The sequence below is a fragment of the Paenibacillus konkukensis genome, from assembly GCF_023523925.1.
Taxonomy (GTDB): Bacteria; Bacillota; Bacilli; order Paenibacillales; family NBRC-103111; genus Paenibacillus_S; species Paenibacillus_S doosanensis.
Window position 1 is genome coordinate 6,333,197 of the sequence record NZ_CP027059.1, and the last position, 16,825, is coordinate 6,350,021.

The 16,825-nt window shown below is 52.8% G+C and carries 19 protein-coding genes; 14 read left to right on the forward strand and 5 right to left on the reverse strand.

The window, feature by feature from the left end:
* Positions 1 to 2: 2 nt before the first annotated feature.
* On the reverse strand, positions 3 to 845 hold the full coding sequence (locus tag SK3146_RS27550; RefSeq protein WP_249861775.1) for an SPFH domain-containing protein: 843 nt from the start codon (positions 843 to 845) through the stop codon (positions 3 to 5).
* Between the two features lie 193 nt (positions 846 to 1,038).
* Here SK3146_RS27550 and SK3146_RS27555 point away from each other — a divergent pair, with 193 nt between their 5' ends.
* The 5 genes from SK3146_RS27555 to SK3146_RS27575 all read left to right on the forward strand — a co-directional run bounded on the left by SK3146_RS27555 (position 1,039) and on the right by SK3146_RS27575 (position 6,277).
* On the forward strand, positions 1,039 to 1,383 hold the full coding sequence (locus tag SK3146_RS27555; protein ID WP_249861776.1) for a thioredoxin family protein: 345 nt from the start codon (positions 1,039 to 1,041) through the stop codon (positions 1,381 to 1,383).
* Between the two features lie 211 nt (positions 1,384 to 1,594).
* Positions 1,595 to 2,509, forward strand: coding sequence for a COX15/CtaA family protein (locus SK3146_RS27560; protein ID WP_249861777.1), 915 nt, complete (start codon positions 1,595 to 1,597; stop codon positions 2,507 to 2,509).
* A gap of 90 nt (positions 2,510 to 2,599) precedes the next feature.
* Positions 2,600 to 4,360 (forward strand): UbiD family decarboxylase, encoded by a 1,761-nt coding sequence (locus SK3146_RS27565; RefSeq protein WP_249861778.1) that lies wholly within the window; start codon positions 2,600 to 2,602, stop codon positions 4,358 to 4,360.
* 228 nt (positions 4,361 to 4,588) lie between these two features.
* On the forward strand, positions 4,589 to 5,350 hold the full coding sequence (locus SK3146_RS27570; RefSeq protein ID WP_249861779.1) for a Cthe_2314 family HEPN domain-containing protein: 762 nt from the start codon (positions 4,589 to 4,591) through the stop codon (positions 5,348 to 5,350).
* Between the two features lie 132 nt (positions 5,351 to 5,482).
* Complete coding sequence (locus tag SK3146_RS27575; RefSeq protein ID WP_249861780.1) at positions 5,483 to 6,277, forward strand: SDR family oxidoreductase; 795 nt, start codon at positions 5,483 to 5,485, stop codon at positions 6,275 to 6,277.
* A gap of 65 nt (positions 6,278 to 6,342) precedes the next feature.
* Here the strand turns inward: SK3146_RS27575 and SK3146_RS27580 are convergent, their stop codons facing one another.
* A complete protein-coding gene (locus SK3146_RS27580) occupies positions 6,343 to 6,588 on the reverse strand; it encodes a NifU family protein (protein WP_028547362.1) in 246 nt (81 codons plus the stop codon).
* Positions 6,589 to 6,669: 81 nt separating this feature from the next.
* Between SK3146_RS27580 and SK3146_RS27585 the strand changes: the two genes are divergently transcribed.
* Positions 6,670 to 6,921 carry a YuzB family protein gene (locus tag SK3146_RS27585; protein WP_249861781.1) on the forward strand — a complete coding sequence of 84 codons (252 nt, stop codon included), beginning with the start codon at positions 6,670 to 6,672 and terminating at the stop codon, positions 6,919 to 6,921.
* An 11-nt stretch (positions 6,922 to 6,932) separates the two neighbouring features.
* Here SK3146_RS27585 and SK3146_RS27590 read toward each other — a convergent pair whose 3' ends face one another.
* Positions 6,933 to 7,994, reverse strand: coding sequence for an NAD(P)/FAD-dependent oxidoreductase (locus tag SK3146_RS27590; RefSeq protein WP_249861782.1), 1,062 nt, complete (start codon positions 7,992 to 7,994; stop codon positions 6,933 to 6,935).
* 49 nt (positions 7,995 to 8,043) lie between these two features.
* A complete protein-coding gene (mqnE, locus tag SK3146_RS27595) occupies positions 8,044 to 9,144 on the reverse strand; it encodes an aminofutalosine synthase MqnE (RefSeq protein WP_249861783.1) in 1,101 nt (366 codons plus the stop codon).
* Positions 9,145 to 9,645: 501 nt separating this feature from the next.
* On the opposite strand from mqnE, the gene erpA reads away from it, so the two are divergent.
* The 5 genes from erpA (at position 9,646) to SK3146_RS27620 (ending at position 13,318) form a co-directional block, all read left to right on the forward strand.
* On the forward strand, positions 9,646 to 10,017 hold the full coding sequence (gene erpA, locus SK3146_RS27600) for an iron-sulfur cluster insertion protein ErpA (protein ID WP_249861784.1): 372 nt from the start codon (positions 9,646 to 9,648) through the stop codon (positions 10,015 to 10,017).
* A 463-nt stretch (positions 10,018 to 10,480) separates the two neighbouring features.
* The gene (locus SK3146_RS27605) at positions 10,481 to 10,771 is read left to right on the forward strand and encodes a hypothetical protein (RefSeq protein ID WP_249861785.1); all 291 of its coding nucleotides are present in this window, start codon (positions 10,481 to 10,483) and stop codon (positions 10,769 to 10,771) included.
* A 397-nt stretch (positions 10,772 to 11,168) separates the two neighbouring features.
* Complete coding sequence (sda, locus tag SK3146_RS27610) at positions 11,169 to 11,312, forward strand: sporulation histidine kinase inhibitor Sda (RefSeq protein ID WP_375295461.1); 144 nt, start codon at positions 11,169 to 11,171, stop codon at positions 11,310 to 11,312.
* A 536-nt stretch (positions 11,313 to 11,848) separates the two neighbouring features.
* On the forward strand, positions 11,849 to 13,039 hold the full coding sequence (locus SK3146_RS27615) for an NAD(P)/FAD-dependent oxidoreductase (RefSeq protein ID WP_249861787.1): 1,191 nt from the start codon (positions 11,849 to 11,851) through the stop codon (positions 13,037 to 13,039).
* 3 nt (positions 13,040 to 13,042) lie between these two features.
* Positions 13,043 to 13,318, forward strand: a complete 276-nt coding sequence (locus SK3146_RS27620; protein WP_249861788.1) for a hypothetical protein — start codon at positions 13,043 to 13,045, stop codon at positions 13,316 to 13,318.
* A 134-nt stretch (positions 13,319 to 13,452) separates the two neighbouring features.
* Here the strand turns inward: SK3146_RS27620 and hemQ are convergent, their stop codons facing one another.
* Positions 13,453 to 14,199, reverse strand: a complete 747-nt coding sequence (hemQ, locus tag SK3146_RS27625) for a hydrogen peroxide-dependent heme synthase (protein ID WP_249861789.1) — start codon at positions 14,197 to 14,199, stop codon at positions 13,453 to 13,455.
* Between the two features lie 393 nt (positions 14,200 to 14,592).
* On the opposite strand from hemQ, the gene SK3146_RS27630 reads away from it, so the two are divergent.
* The 3 genes from SK3146_RS27630 (at position 14,593) to SK3146_RS27640 (ending at position 16,773) form a co-directional block, all read left to right on the forward strand.
* Positions 14,593 to 14,877, forward strand: coding sequence for a YuiB family protein (locus tag SK3146_RS27630; RefSeq protein ID WP_249861790.1), 285 nt, complete (start codon positions 14,593 to 14,595; stop codon positions 14,875 to 14,877).
* Between the two features lie 43 nt (positions 14,878 to 14,920).
* Positions 14,921 to 15,118, forward strand: a complete 198-nt coding sequence (locus SK3146_RS27635; protein ID WP_249861791.1) for a YwbE family protein — start codon at positions 14,921 to 14,923, stop codon at positions 15,116 to 15,118.
* A gap of 152 nt (positions 15,119 to 15,270) precedes the next feature.
* Positions 15,271 to 16,773, forward strand: a complete 1,503-nt coding sequence (locus SK3146_RS27640) for a replication initiation and membrane attachment family protein (RefSeq protein WP_259617573.1) — start codon at positions 15,271 to 15,273, stop codon at positions 16,771 to 16,773.
* Positions 16,774 to 16,825: the final 52 nt, after the last annotated feature.

The window sequence follows — 16,825 nt, forward strand, 5'->3', positions numbered from 1 at the left end:
GCCTAATACAGACTGCCCGTGTTAATGATAGGGTTAGCGGAACGATCGGATACGATAGCGACCAGCAGATTATTGATCATAGCGGCTTTGCGCTCTTCGTCAAGCTCGATGACGCCTTCCCGCTGCAGCTGCGCGATCGCGAGCTGCACCATACCGACAGCTCCCTCGACGATTTTCGAGCGCGCCGAGATGATGGCAGTCGCCTGCTGCCGCTGCAGCATGGCGCTGGCGATCTCCGTGGAATAGGCGAGGTGGGTAAGCCGCGCTTCCATCACTTCGACTCCGGCGACGGACAGACGTTCCTGCAGCTCCCGGCTCAGCTCATGGGCGATTTCTTCGGAATTGCCGCGCAGCGAGTAGCCTTCGACGTCGAACACATCGTACGGGTATTTATTGGCGACATGACGCAGCGCGGTCTCGCTTTGGATCTCTACGAACTGCTCGTATTTATCGACGTCAAACATCGCTTTGGCCGAGTCGATGACCCGGAAGACGACGACGGCGGCGATTTCGATCGGATTGCCTTCGATATCGTTGACTTTCAGCTTGGCGCTGTTGAAGTTGCGGACGCGCAGCGATACCTGCTTGCGCATCGAGAACGGAACGGTCAGCCATAATCCGCTTTCCCGGATCGTGCCGATGTAGCTTCCGAAGAAAGTGACGATAAAGCCTTGATTCGGCTGTACGACTGCAATGCCGGACATCAGCGCCGCCGCCGCGATAAGCAGAACGATACCGGCCACAACATTGTCGTTAATGAGCAGAAGAACTCCCCCGACGGCCAGTACGACGATTAACAGCACACCGATAAAGCCGTTTAATACCCATGCTTTTTGTTCTTTCATATTGTCTCGCTCCTTTGTCGAATTATCATGTGATGGAATCAATTAAATATCGATTTGATATTTTTATGATATCACTTTTAGAAATAACTGTAAAGTGCTAACAATTGCCACTAACGGAAACGGGCGTTGACACGGGCGGAATAGGCATGCTATAAGTGTTGATAAGACTCATGCCAAAGGCGGTGTATTTGTTATGGAACCAATTAAATCCGAGCAAGCGTTCGAAGAAAAAATCGCTGGGGTCAAACCGACGATTGCCGTTTTCAAAACGACCTGGTGCAAAGACTGCCATTTCATCGATCCGTTCATGCCGGAAGTGGTGGAAGCCTATAAGGACCGGTTAAATTTCATCCAGCTGGATCGCGACGAGGTGCCTGATTTGTGCGAGAAGCTGAATATTCTCGGCATTCCGAGCTTCATCGCCTTCCGCGAAGGCAAGGAGCTTGCCCGTTTCGTCAGCAAGCTGCGCAAAACCCGCGATGAAATCGAGCAATTCCTCGACCGTTCGCTGGAAATCGCCGACGCTTTGCCGAGATAATCCAGGCCGGAGCAGGCGCTCGGCTGACCCTGTCCGCTCATTTGGCGGACGGGGTCTTTTTTTACAGTTATGTCGCGAGTTGTTCACCTTTACCTTCAATGCTTTGTAACATTTCCGCATGGATTTGGTTTGGTTTTATGGCTATAATGAAACATGAGCGTTCTGATTTGTCTCTTCTTGTCGAGACCTAAAAAGTGGGTGATTCACTAACATGAATATGCAAAAATGGCTTAAACGCTTTTCCTTCGCAAGCATGTACGGCATGTTCCTGATTCTGGTTATGGGCGCGCTCGTTACCAAGACGGAATCCGGACGCGGCTGCGGCGACGACTGGCCGCTGTGCAACGGCAAATTCGTGCCGGCCTACACGATCGAATCCTTTATTGAATACAGCCACCGTTTTGTGACCGGCATAGTCGGTATCATATTGCTGGTGAACCTGATTCTGGTTTTTGTCTATGGCAAACGGAAAGACGCCAAATGGTTCGTCGGCGGGGCGATGTTTTTTACGATTCTGCAGGCGATTCTGGGAGCGATGGCCGTCATTTGGCCGCAATCCTCGGCTACATTGGCGCTTCATTTCGGAATTTCATTGGTCGCTTTCGCCTTTACGCTGCTGCTGGCTTTGGTGTACACTCGATTCGGCACCATGCTCTCGCGGGAAGGAACCCCTTTGACCTCGGGGATCAGGTCGGCGATCTGGCTGATCTCGATTTATTGTTATATCGTCGTCTATCTCGGAGCCTTCGTAAGGCATACGAATTCGGGCGGAGGCTGCTACGGCTGGCCGCTATGTAACGGACAAGTCATTCCCGAACTGACGGGAGCTACGCTTATCGTATTTATTCACCGGCTCGGAGCCGCGCTGTTATTGGTATTCATCATCTGGTTTTATCTGGTTGTCCGCCGGAGCATGCAGACGCAGAACAATGTGTTTCAGGCGGCGAAGTGGTCTTTGATTCTGGTCGTATTGCAAATATTGAGCGGCGGTTATGTGACGCTGTCCTACGGCTATGACTGGTACTTGCTGGCGAGCATGCTGCATACGATCTTGATTTCGGCGTTATTCGGCGTCCTGAGTTATTTATGCGTTCTTGCCTTGCAGTCCAAGAGAACAATCGGCTGATATGACAGGCTTACGGAGCTGGTGCTGCTCGCGTAAGCCTTTTGCACGCCGAACGCGGAATAAGTGCGAATAAAGGGGAAGATTAACGATATGGTTTATACGAATTTGCGTCAGTTTTTGGATGCGCTCCGCAAGGAAAATCAATTGGTTGAAATCTCCGCGCCCGTCGATCCGAATCTGGAACTGGCGGAAATCCATCGCCGGGTCATCGACGAGGAAGGCCCAGCTCTGCTTTTTACGAATGTCAAAGGCGGTTCGTTTCCCGTCGTGACGAACTTGTTCGGCACCAGCCGCAGAGTCGATCTCGCCTTCGGACCGAAGCCGGAGCAGTTCATGAAGCAGATTATCGGCGCGACGAATACGCTGATGCCTCCGACGCCGAAAGCGCTGTGGAACGAGCGCGGACTCATCATGGATTTAATGAAGGTCGGCACCAAGACCGTACCTGCGTCCGCGGCGCCGGTGATGCAGCAGTGCCGCAAGGATGCTCCGCTGGCCGGCTTGCCCGTGCTGACCTGCTGGCAGGAGGACGGCGGCCCGTTCTTCACGCTGCCGCTCGTCTATACGGAGCATCCGGACGGCGGGCATCATAATCTCGGCATGTACCGCATGCAGGTGTATGACGACCGCACGACGGGGATGCATTGGCAAATACATAAGGGCGGCGGCTTCCATCACTACGAAGCCGAGCAGCGAAACCGCGCGCTTCCCGTCACGGTGTTCCTGGGCGGCCCGCCGGCTCTGATCGCATCGGCGATCGCGCCGGTGCCGGAGCATCTGCCTGAGCTGATGCTCACATCGCTGATCCTCGGGCAGAAGCTCCCGATGGCGGACAACCCGCACGGCGGCCACCGTCTCGTCGCCGAAGCCGAATTCGCCTTCTGCGGCTCGGTTCCGCCGCATGTGAGAAGACCTGAAGGGCCGTTCGGCGACCATTACGGCTACTATTCGCTCACCCATGATTTCCCCGTGTTCAACGTCGATCATGTGTGGCATCGCAAGGACGCGATCTATCCGGCCACGATTGTCGGCAAGCCGCGTCAGGAGGATTACTATCTCGGCGAATTTTTACAGCGTCTGTTGTCTCCGGCATTCCCTATGGCGATGCCGGGCGTGAAGGAGCTGTGGACGTATGCCGAGACCGGGTTTCACTCGCTGGCGGCCGCGGTCGTGCGCGAGAGCTACAGCCGCGAAGCGCTGGGCACCGCGTTCCGGATTCTCGGCGAAGGCCAGCTGACGCTGACCAAGTTCCTGATCGTCACCGATCAGGCCGTTCCGCTCGACCGCTTCGACCGGCTGCTGGAAGCGGTGCTGGAGCGGTTCGACCCGTACCGCGACCTGTTCATATTCAACAATACATCCCATGATACGCTCGATTATACGGGCGGGCGGCTCAACCACGGCAGCAAGGCGCTGATGCTCGGCGTAGGCGAGCCGGTGCGCGAGCTTCCGGGCAGCTACGAGGGCGGAGTCATCCCCGAGATCGAGGATGCCGCCGTCTACTGCCGCGGCTGCCTGCTGATCTCCGGCGCTTCGTACGAGAAGGAGCCGGAGCTTGCCGGACGCATCGCCGCCTCCGGCGATAAGCTGAGCGCATGGCCGCTCGTCGTGCTCGTCGACGACGCATCCGCCGCCGCAAGCGATCAGACGGCGTTCCTGTGGACGGTGTTTACCCGTTTTAACCCGGCGAGCGACATCTATGCCCGAACTCATGTCCAGGGCCACCATCTGGCCTATGATTTGCCGATCGTTATCGACGCGAGAATGAAGCCGGGCTACCCGGACGAGCTGATTCCCCGCGAAGATATTGTGAAGCTCGTCGACCAGCGCTGGAGCTCGTATTTTACTTAAGGCACGGCGCGCGAAGCGGATCGTCGCTAACGTTTTCTCATATCAACCGGCACGGCGCAGCGTCAGGCTGCCTTATGTGCCGGTTTTTTCGCATACATGGAGAAAGCCCGGATTACAAGCTTGAGAAGTAGCCAGCCGCCTTGCTGGGCATACTTACAAGTACTATGAGCAAAGATCCAAGCGGGCGAACAAGTGTACATTTTTGTATAAACACAATCGTATTGTTAAATGTTTAACGGGAGGTGCGTCAACATCCTAAGGACGCTATTCAATGAACCGCGCCGCGAAGATACGGGAGAGATCAAGGCGGCGAACGAAGCGATCGAGCGGTACGTTCGGCTGCTGCGTTCGCTGCCTGCCGGCGAGCGGAATTTGCAAGAGCGGCGGTACTTGATCTGGAGCGGCAGCTTCCTCCGTTCGCTCGACGAGCTGGAGCAGAGCCATTATGCGGCCAAACGGTGCGGCAGCCTGGTATCGTCCGTCTATGTCGACGAGATGGATCAGGATGAGCTGGATCACTATCATCGCCATCTTTATTTCTATAAAAATACGATCATCCGGATGTTCGCCATTCTGGATAAGCTCGGGCAGTTTATGAACGAGCGGTTTCGGCTCAAAACGGAGGAGATCAAGTCCCGCTTTTCGTACTTCACCGTGCTGCGGAACATGCATGAAAACCGTTTGTATATCGAGCTCGAAGAGCTGCTCTACAGTCTGAAGGAGCGGTATAAGGAACCGGTAGAACGTTTGCGGAAGCAAAGAAATCTCGAAATCCATACGATCAACGCTGACCTGCTCGATGACCTGCTTCAGGCGGCGGAGGAGCATCAGGGGGCCGAGCTGCGCATCAAAGCGGAGGACATCAAGCAGCATTTGGCCGACCTGGAGCACGGCTGCGATATGACCTATCAAGCGGTGCGGCAAGCCTTCTCCTATATTTACGATTTGTCCGAATCTTCCGGCCAATATCCCCACCCTAGCTCAAAATAGGTTGAACAGGCCGCGCGGTTATTTTATACTTATGGCAACCAGTCCATAAGAGCCAGAGCCGCGGGCATATTCAATTGCTCACCTAACATATACATTGGCGTGGGGAAAATTTAGGGGAGGGCGGACACGGGAATGAAGAAACAGCGGAAGGTCGCACTCATTACGGGAAGCGCCAAAGGACTGGGCAAAATGACGGCGCTGTCGCTGGCCGATGCCGGCTGTGACATTGTCATTAATTACGTCAACAGCGATCGGGAAGCTCAAGAGCTTAAAGCGCACATAGAGGCCAAGGGAGTTCGCTGTTTGGCGATCCGCGGCGACGTGGCGGATTTCGGCCAAATGAAGGAGCTTGTGGAACAAGCCGTCTCAGAGCTGGGAGGCATCGATATATTAATTAACAATGCGGGTCCGTTCATTAGGGAACGCAGGTTATTCGCGGAGTATGAGCTGCGGGAGATCGAATATTTAGTGAACGGCAACCTGCTCGGGGTTATGCAGCTCGATCATCTGGTGCTGCCGCTGATGAGAAGAAACCGCTGGGGCAGAATTGTCCATTTCGGTTTCGGACATGCCGCCGAGGCGAGAGGCTGGCCGCACCGGGCCGTATACGCAGCCGCCAAGGTCGGGCTCGTTTCGTTCACCAAAACGCTGGCGGTGGAGGAAGCGGCGAACGGCATTACGGTCAATATGATCTGTCCCGGGGATATTCGCGGAGCCAATAAAGAGAAGACGATTGCGGAAGTGGAGCATGAGGTTGACGAAGAGTCGCCGCGCGGCCGCCCTGGCGCTGGAGAAGATATTGCCAGGGTGATCGCTTTTTTGTGCGAGGAGCGTTCCGATTTTATTACCGGCAACATGATGGATGTATCCGGCGGCTTGGACCCGATCCGTACGATTGTCGGGGCGCACGCTCCGGGAGCGAACTAAACGAAAAAAAAGACCCGGCGCATAGAGCGCGCAGGCCTTCGGTTCATCTTTGGAAAAAGACGGAATTAGAATACTTGGACAACCTCTTGAACGCCTTCAACCTCTTCGAGCAAAGCGCGTTCAATACCGGCTTTCAGCGTAATCGTCGAGCTCGGGCAGCTGCCGCAGGCACCCATCAGCTTCAGCTTGACGATGCCGTCCTCAACATCGACCAGTTCGACGTCGCCGCCGTCGCGCTGCAAGAACGGACGCAGCTTATCTAAAACTTCCAGCACTTCATCGTACATGGTGCTTTGTGCATTTTCACTCATTTGGTTCAACTCCTTTCTATTTCTATATTATATTACATCGGGTTCAAAATTAAAATGGTTAACAAGGCGGTTGATGAAATCATGAGACCCATCATCGAATTTTGCACGAATAATATGCACCACGGAACGGATCAGCTCATGAAAAAGCTCGAGAACAATCCCGAATACGATGTCATCGAATACGGCTGTCTTGGCAACTGCGGAGAATGCTATCTGTTTCCGTTCGCTTTGGTCAACGGAGAGATTGTCGCCGCAGCCAGCGCGGAAGAGCTGGAGCAGCAGGTAGAGCAAAAAATTAAAGAGATCGAAGCGATGTTCGATCTCTTTGAGTGAGCCATAAGGCTTTATCCGAAATGCCGCTTCGATCTCCACAGCACGCCGCTCTTGATGGCTCTTGGCACGATGCCTGTCATCGGGCGTTTGCCGAGCAGAGCAAAGCCGGATTTTTTGCCGAGCGATCCGAGAACCCCTTTGAGCTTGATTTTGCCGAGCCGAGGGGTTTCGTTTCTCCATACGGCGCGAAGCACGTCCGCGATTTGTTTTCCCTGGCCTTGCGCCGCCTGAGCGCTCGGAGAGAGCGGCAGCGACGCACAGTCGCCGATCACGTACACCTCGGGGTAATCGTGGATCTGATGGTATTCGTTAATAATAATCCGCCCCTGGCTATCTTTGGGCAGCTGCAGTTTTTGCACGATCGGGCTAGGTTGAATGCCGGCTGTCCAGATGGTTACGTCCGTATAGATGAGCTCCTGCTGATTATGCAAAATGCCCCCTTCGAGACGGGTAAGACCAACATGCGACCGCATTTCGATATCATGCTCCATCATCCAATCCCGCACGAATCTTTGCAGTTTTTCCGGGAACGCGGACAATACGCTGCCCCCGCGGTCCAGAATGCGGATATTCAAATCCGCGCGGCTCTCCCGCAGCTCCGCCGCCATCTCGACGCCGCTCAAACCGCCGCCGACGATCGTGACTTGCCCGTAAGGGGCGATATCGTTGACCGCTTGATACGTTTTGCGCGTCGAGGACATCGTCTGAATGCTTTGAGAAAACTGCTGGGCTCCCTCGATGTTATGATATTTATCGACGCAGCCGAGTCCGATAACGAGCCAATCGTACGAGAGCGGTTCGTCGTTTTCGAACAAAATCAGCTTCTGCTCCAGATCGACGCCCGTCACTTCGCCGTATTTCAGGATGAGCCTGGGATCGACAGGGAATTGGACGCGGATGTCCTGGTCGGATATCGTGCCGGCAGCCAGAGCGTAATATTCGGTTTTCAGCCCTTGATAAGGCATGCGGTCAATCAGCACAAGCACCGTATCCGACGGCAAATCTTTTTCCAGCAGCTCGGTAGCGACGGTAAGTCCGCCATACCCTCCGCCCAAAATAACCATTTTCTTCATCAGTCATTAACCCTTTCTGTTATGCGCACACCATGGCAGGCAAGTGGAATCAGTATACTTTGATTTCGTTATAGAACGTATCGCGTTCAACCGGAATGCGCCCGGCTCCCCTCACAAGCCAGACCAGCTCGTCGCGCGTCATGCTGTCCGGGGACAGAGCGCCGGCGGCATGGCTGATGCGTTCCTTGACAATCGTTCCGTGGACGTCGGAGGCTCCGAAGGTAAGAGCGATTTGCGTCAGCTGGGTTCCCAGATTAATGAAGTAGGCTTTAATGTGCTGAATATTGTCGACCATCAAACGGCTGATCGCGAGCGTTTTGAGATTGTCGAAGGCCGATACGCGGCGCTTGATGCCGGCGTTGACGCTGGCAGGCTGCACGGAGTTCGGAATAAACACCATAAAGCCGTTCGTCTCGTCCTGCAGCTCCCGCAGCAGGATCATATGCTGAATGCGCTCCTCCAGCGTTTCGATCGAGCCGTACAGCATCGTGGCATGCGTCTTGAGGCCGAGGGAGTGAGCGTCCCGCTGCACCTGCAGCCATTGGTCGGTAGTCGCTTTGCCGACGCCCATTTTTTTGCGGTAACGCTCGGACAATATTTCCGCGCCGCCGCCCGTCAGCGTCTCCAGGCCGGCGTCCATCAGCGTTTGCAGAACCTCTTTATAGCTTAACCCACTGATGCGCGAATAAAACTCGATCTCCGCCGCGGTATGCGCTTTGATCGTCACATGAGGATAACGCTCCTTCAGCTTGCGGATCGAATCGACATAATATTCGAACGGCACATGCGGATTATGGCCCTGGGCGATATGAAATTCGCGCAAGCCGGGCTGGATATGAGCGTCGATAAATTCGAACATCTCTTCCGGGCTTAACGTGTAGGCTCCTTCCTCGCCTTCGTCGCGGCGGAAATGACAAAACGCACAGTGAGCCTCGCACACATTGGTAAAATAAAGGCTCATATTGTCGATGAAATAGACCTTTTTACCGTTTTTTCGCAGGTTCACTTCATTTGCTAATTGACCAATGGTTAGCAAATCCTCCGATTGGTAGAGGAACACCCCGTCTTCCAGGGATAATCTTTCTCCATGCTTTACTTTTTCTGCAATTTCGGCCATCCGCTGATCGGGATTGGTGATTACGATGCTCATAAAGCCACCTCCGTATAATCGATATAATATAGGAAAAAAATACGTGTCTGGCACGCATGAAACCAGCGTTTTCGAAATAATACGCGCGCCATGGGCGCAAGCGAAAAAAATGCCCTGAAATGCTTCGTGGACATAGCTATGGTCAAAAGCGGATTCTAGGTTGTGAAAGGTTGCACATGCGCATTCGCCAGCCGGCAAACAACCGGACAAATTGGATGTTTATAGCAGGAAGATACTAAACAATATTATCTATTATAAACCTCATATGAAGGCGGGGCAATACACAGTTGGACAAAATGGAGTCAAGGCTTCTTCGGGCAGGCAAATTGACGCGCGGAAGGGATAGAAGTCCTTGAGGTGAAACCTTAATAGGAGTATACTGTAGAAGTAGAAGCTTTATGAGCTTCCGGGGCATGTTTCTTGGCAAGGCGAGTGCGTCTTTCATGGCCTTCCGCATGAGGGAGGGCGCTGACTATATATTCCGTAAGGGAGGGTAATACGATGATTAAAATCAGCGAATCGGCAAGCGATAAAATTAAAGAACTGCTGGATAACGAAGGAACTCCTGGATTGTTCCTGCGCCTCGGCGTGAAAGCGGGAGGATGCAGCGGATTTTCCTACGGCATGGGTTTCGACGATAAGGAAGCGGAGGACGACAAAACCTTCGAAATGAACGGCTTGAAGGTCGTCGTAGACGCGGATTCGGCCAAATATTTGTACGGAATCGAAATCGACTACAAAGACTCCGGCATGGGCGGGGGCTTCACCATCGATAATCCGAATGCGGTAGCTTCCTGCGGCTGCGGTTCTTCCTTCAAAGTGAAGGACGAAGAAGGCGCTCCAGAGAAATGCGACGATAAGGTCGAAGCGTAACGCGGAGTATCGGCGTTTGAGCACCTAATTTGCACGCTTATAGATTGTTAATCAAGCCTCCTTAACGGTTGATATCGCATCGAACCGGTGAGGAGGTTTTTGTTTTAGGCAGGGAACGTATGCTAAAGGATTACTGTGATGGCGGTGACATTAAGGAGGGCATTTCCTGGCTTGGAATACATTTGACAATTGCCTTCGGGTTAAAAGTGAGATAAAGTAGGGTATAACCTTTCAAAGCTGACGCTTCTCTCGGTTTTGGGAGGTTATTTCTTATTCGTTCAAGCTTTCGCTGCGCCAAGCAGCCATAAGACGATAAGAACCTACAGAAATCGAGCGGAAGATAGGCGGAAAATTTTTTGGAGCGGCTGCAAATTTCGAGCGTCTTTTTAAAAGCTTTCTTATATAATGCATAGTACTCTTAGAAAACTATGAGAAAATCCAACGTGAATAGGGATGATGCAATATGGCATTTGTTGATCATATGAATTACGCGAACGCGGCGGGGAATGTGTACTGCTGCTTGCGCAACAAGGTGGTTTCGCTGGATGACGCCCAGTTGAAGACGTATTGTCAGGGCTGCAAAATGTTCCGGGGCGCCGAACCGGGGAAGAGCGTGCAGTGCTACTGGAATGACTCGCGGGATGTCAGCGATCCTCATATCGTGTATGAACCGCAATTGGAGTTTAAATCGATGCAGAAGCGCAAGCTGAGAATCAGTCCGCCCGCCGATGCTGCGGAGTCGGAGACCGCCTAATACCGAAGCGGCGGCCGGGAAGACCGGTGTACAAGGAAAACGAGCTAACGGAAGCGGGAATGTAGAAGATTCCCTGTTGCCCCTGGATATCGTTTCGGGGCAGCCGTCGTATTTCGACTCACTTTTACGTCAATATTAGGCACGGCAGTCTATCCGATAAAGGAGAGGCTGCCGTATTTATTTTATGATCATATATTTTTATCGAAAAAACGGGAGATAGCTTGTGTATAAATCTGTCCACATTATACAGCCCATGTTTACCCCTTATTTTACACTTATTAACAATGTGCTAACAGGATATACACAAAAGCTTGTGGATAACGGAACACTTGTTCTAATTATGGGGGCGTGGTAATATAATTTTACATTAACGAAGTAAGGTGATTGTATGAGATTGATGAGCAATGAAATTTTAATCGATTCGTACTTCAAAGCGCTGAATTTGAAACTGGAAGAAGAATTTCTCGAATTGCTGCTGGCAGAGATTAGACGCCGTAAAATTAATTTGGAATACTATAACGGAGAGGTACAGGTCAGTTGACCTGCCTCCTTTTTTTTTCGTTTAGGAAATTTATGTGCAGCCATATCCTGTGGAAATCCGTGTGCTCCCCCGAAAGTAAAGTCTACCCATAGAACGATCCCGGAGGAAGGGTTATACGCCGATCCAGCTGAAGCTGGATGCGGACGGAATAAGCTTCAGAGCATCACGTCACTTTTGGGGGATTGGTTCTGCCCTTCAAATGACGTAAGCGCTAGCGAGAAATCCTCATCCAAGGCTGCCTGCGACCAATTGTCAGTAAACCGGAGAATTCCCGCCGTACCTTGTGCCGCCTGGGTTTGTTTCGCTCTTTTTGTACGAAAATAAAGCTTGCTATTTGGCTTCATACATTATATCATGTCATGAGAACTGTTTAAAACCGATCTATTTCAAGATACACAAACGATGATATATTGCTTATTTCCAGCCTAAACGATCTCAGAATAATACATTCCGGCTCGGTTTGTGTAATTTTTCACAATCGGTTTTGTGAAATCATACAATAAGACAGAAAATAACGTGATGGAAGGGATTAAACCATGAGTCGAATACCAAGAATAGTCATTTTGGGAGCAGGATACGGCGGCATCGTAACGGCTATTCGTTTGCAAAAAGAATTGAATTATAACGAAGCGGACGTAACGCTTGTTAACAAACATGACTACCACTACATTACGACCCATCTGCACATGCCGGCGGCAGGAACGGATAATCCGGAGAACGCACGGGTAAATATTTTGAAGCTGATCGACGAATTCAAGATCGATTTCGTAAAATCGACTGTCGTGCAGATTCGGCCTCACGAGAAGAAGGTTATTCTGGAAGAAGGGACGCTTTCCTACGATTATCTGGTCGTCGGACTAGGCGGAGAGCCGGAGACGTTCGGCATCCCGGGACTGAAAGAGCATGCGCTCAGCATCCGCAGCATTAACAGCGTCCGCTTCATTCGCGAGCATATCGAATATCAATTTGCGAAGTTCAAACGCGAGCCGTCGCGCACCGATTATTTGACATTCGTCGTCGGCGGGGCCGGATTTACGGGCATCGAATTCGTCGGCGAGCTGGCCGACCGGATTCCGCAGCTGTGCAAGGAGCATGACGTCGATCCTTCCATTGTCAAAATATATAATATCGAAGCGGCGCCGACGGCGCTGCCGGGCTTTGATCCGGAGCTTGTCGAATACGCGATGAAAGTGCTTGAAAACAAGGGAGTAACGTTCAAAATCGCGACAGCGATCAAAGAATGCACGCCGGAAGGCGTATCGCTCGCTACAGGAGAAGAAATCAAAGCCGCCACGGTCGTGTGGACCGGGGGCATCCGCGGCAATCATATGCTTGACGACGCCGGTTTCGAGACGATGCGCGGACGCATCAAGGTCGACGACTATTTGCGGGCGCCGGGCCACGAGAACATCTACGTGCTGGGCGACTGTTCGATCGTAATGAGCCCCGAAGGGCGTCCATACCCGCCTACGGCGCAAATTTCGATGCAGCAGGCCGATGTGTGCGCGCACAATCTGGTCGCTTCGATCCGAGGCGAGCAGCTTAAGAGCTTCGTCTATCAAAGCAAAGGCACCGTGGCTTCTCTCGGCCGCGGCGAAGCGATCGGCATCGTCGGTTCCCGCAAGTTGAAGGGCGGAACCGCTGCGGTGATGAAGAAGCTCGTCGATATGCGCTACTTATATATTATCGGCGGGATTCCGCTCGTACTTAAGAAAGGCCGGTTTTAATCTATGCGTCACTGCAGCGTGCAAGTACGCGGACTGCTGATGCGCGACGAGCTGGATCGTTACAACGCTTTGATGGACGTAGGGCATTATCTCGAATCTCAGACGCGGTACGATCTGGTCTATACTGTGCAAAAGGAAATCGACATCCTCATCATGCCCGCGATCGAGCGGCTGAAGGAGAAGTCGCGGCAGCGCGACCGGGATACGGAAGCTTATTTGGCCAGCAAGGCGGAAGCAAGCCGCGACGCGCGGTTCGACGATGACGATGACGACGAATAAACGGCAGGGCGGGCGCTAGGCTCGCCTGCACCGCTGCCTTAACACAAAAAAATACCTTGCTCGGGCGGATCGCATCCCTCGAACAAGGTATTTTTCTCATTATATGCGGGGGGAGAGCTCCTCCGCAGACGGTTTTACAGCTTGAGCATAGCTTCCATCTTGTTGCGGTCGAGCAGGTTGCCGACATAGAAGTCGCCGAACTCTCCGAAGCGCGCGCTCGTTTCGTCGAAGCGCATTTCATGGACGATTTTTTTGAACTGCAGCGCATCGTCGGCGAACAGCGTAACGCCCCATTCCCAATCGTCAAGGCCGATGGAGCCGGTGATGATCTGCTTGATTTTGCCCGCGTAGCTGCGGCCGATCATCCCGTGGGAACGCATGAAGTTGCGGCGCTCCTCGGTAGAGAGCATATACCAGTTGTCATTGCCTTCGCGGCGCTTGTCCATCGGGTAGAAGCAGACATGCTTCGCTTTGGGCAAAGTAGGCTTCAAGCGGGCCAAGATGTCCGGGTCCTGCATCGGATCGACGCCGGGCTTGGCCATATAGCCTCCGAGCTCGACGATGGACACATAGGAATAGGTCGGAACGGTCACTTGGGCGAACATCGATTTGTTGAATTCGGTTTCCAGCTCGTTCAATTCTTCCAGCGTTTCGCGCAGATGCATGAACATGAAGTCCGCCTTCTGGCCGACGATGCTGTAGAACGCCGTACTTCCCTCTTTCCGGTCTTCGGTGCTTTGATATTGAGCCAGCAGACTGTACAGCTCGTCCTCGGCGCGGTTTCTTTCCTGTTGTGTCAGGCTCTTCCATGCATTCCAATCGATGGCGCGGAAATCGTGCAGCGAATACCAGCCTTCCAGTGTGTTTACTACATCGCTCATGGGAGACACTCCTTTGTATATAAATTCGTTATCGCTTTTTTACTTGTTTCATTGTATCCAAATCAATCCCAAAGGGCAAATTTTGGAGCCGCTTTTTTCCGCAGAAAAATAAATTTGCAAGCTTTCACGTTCATGAAGCGTTCACTTTACCCGGAGCCGAAATTTATATAGAATAGACATAACTGTATCTAAAAGTGCGGTGAACAAGCAAACGAAGCAAGCGAAAGCAATCTGGAGAAGCGAAGCGCTCGCCTTTATTTCTGGATTTCAACCGTTTCACGGGCGTACCATTCAAGAAATCCGGAAACAACAGCGATCGGAAGATGCTTTCGCATGCGCAGTCAGCGTGTTTCACCACACTTCTAAAGCTCATGAATAAAGGAGTTGGCCGACTTGCTGCAGTTGATTATCGTGACTGTACTCTTGTTCGTCCTGTTTTTCGGACTCGGGTTTATTTTGAACATGCTGATGAAAACGACCTGGTTCCCGATCTACGGTTATATCGCGCTCGTTATCGGACTTGTCATTTATTGGGGATGGGAGACGGGCTCGCTTGCCTCCAACCTATCGGAATATTCGCTGGCCGACTATATCCCGGCAATCGGCGGCCTGATCGGGGCGATCCTAAGCGGCTCGACGATCAAATCGCTTCGTCAGAAAGGCTTTAAAATGTTCTAGGCGGCGCTTGCACTAGCGCCGGATGAGAAAGGGGGCATATGGAATGAACGGTCAACTTCGCAAAGACGTCGTCCCCGGCCGAAAGGTTCGCATCGTGCAAAAGCAGGATCAGCGCACCGGCAAGCTTACCGACGGAGTGGTCAAAGACATACTGACCAATTCGCCGAGCCATCCGCACGGCATCAAGGTCCGTCTGACGGACGGCATCGTCGGCAGGGTGAAGGAAATTATCGCCGAATAGATGCATCCGGCACGATACCGGAAACCGGAAAAACATGGAAATCGCCGCAGGCCGGATTGCCATGTTTTTTTCTTTGCCGACAATCGCCCAGGTGTCGATTTCTGTGGTAAAATGGAGGTTACTATGTTAGACCAAAGATGGGATTTGAGTACATGCGGATTACGAATATGCTGCATTTTTCGGAGTATCACCGTTTCTATGTGATACGCGATTTTGCGTTAAGCAGTCTGGATATGAAAATGCTTGCGGCCATTTATCAGCCGATGGTCGGAGCGTTTGCGATCAGCCTTTATTACACGCTGCTCCAGCAGCTGCCTGCGGACAAGGCGGGCTGTTCGCTGATGGAGCAGCAGCGGAAGCTGTTTTTGGCTCTGGAGCTGGAGAGCGGGGAGCGGGGGCGCAAATTTTTTATCGAGCAGACCTCGAAGCTGGAAGCGATCGGGCTGCTTAAGACGACAAGGCGGTTTGTCGAGGCTTCGGACGATTACGTGTACGAATACACGCTCTTTGCCCCGCTGGCGCCGGGCGAGTTTTTCAAAAACCAGCATTTGACGCTGCTGCTGCGGGATAAGGTCGGCAAGTATATGGTCTTCTCGCTGCGGGACGAGCTGGTGCAGCCGGAGCCGGAAGATCTGAAGCAGGCGAATTCGGAAAATTTGTCGGTGCCGTTCTACGAGCTGTTCCGGCTCAATACGCAGGTCGTCGATTACGAGCTGGAGCAGGCGTTGTTCGAACCGTCCGCTCCCGATCCTGCGGAAAGACCCGAAGTGGTGATTAAAGGCTTCCAGTATTCCGATATTATTATGCATTTTCCCCGGGGATCGGCGAACCGCGAGTTTGTGGAGCGGCTGAAGTACGAGCCCGAGCAGATGGCGAAGATCAATTATGTGGCGAAGAAATACGGCTTGTATTTGACGGATATGTGCCGGCTGCTCGACGAGGACGGCATCTTCGACGCGGGCGGCGAGATCGCGCTCGATTTGCTGCAGCATAAGGCGAACTTGGTGTTCCGTCAGGATAAGAAGCGCAGTGAAGATCGCGCCCGGTATTTGTCCAGAGTCGAGCAGAGCCGAGGAGCCGAAGACGGGACGGCGGCCGCTCCGGCGCCCGCCGCCGAAAAGGCGGTCGAGATGGAGTTTTATCTCGAAGTGCCGGATATTTTTCAAGGCGAATGCAATCAGCATCAGTACAACTATATATTGCGCAACGAGCCGTACACGTATTTGCTGGAGAAAATTTTTTCCAAAGGAACGGTGCCGGACGGGCTGCTCGACACGCTGGCCAAAGTCGATTTGAACTACGGCCTCAGCGAAGAGGTTATCAACGTACTTATTCATTATTTATACGTGAACAAACGTTCATGGTCGAAAGCGTCCATCGAGTTCAGCGTCACCGATATGCTGGCCAAGCAGGTCGGCACTTACGAGCAGGCGGTGCAATATATCCGCGAGCAGACGAGATACAAGGAGAACAAGACGGCTCCGAGAGGCGGCCGCGCATCCGCGAATGCAGGCGGACAGCGGGGAGGCGCCCGGGTCAAGCAGAAGCCGCAGCTGCCTATTGTAGAGGACACCTCCGCGTCGGCAACCCGGCGCACAGCGGAGGAGCGCGAGGCAATGCGCCGCCGGGCGCAAATGCTCGACGGGAAGCTGTAAGCCGCGAATAGCCAGGATGTAGCGGCCGTAAGCGCGGGACGGCCGGGGAAGA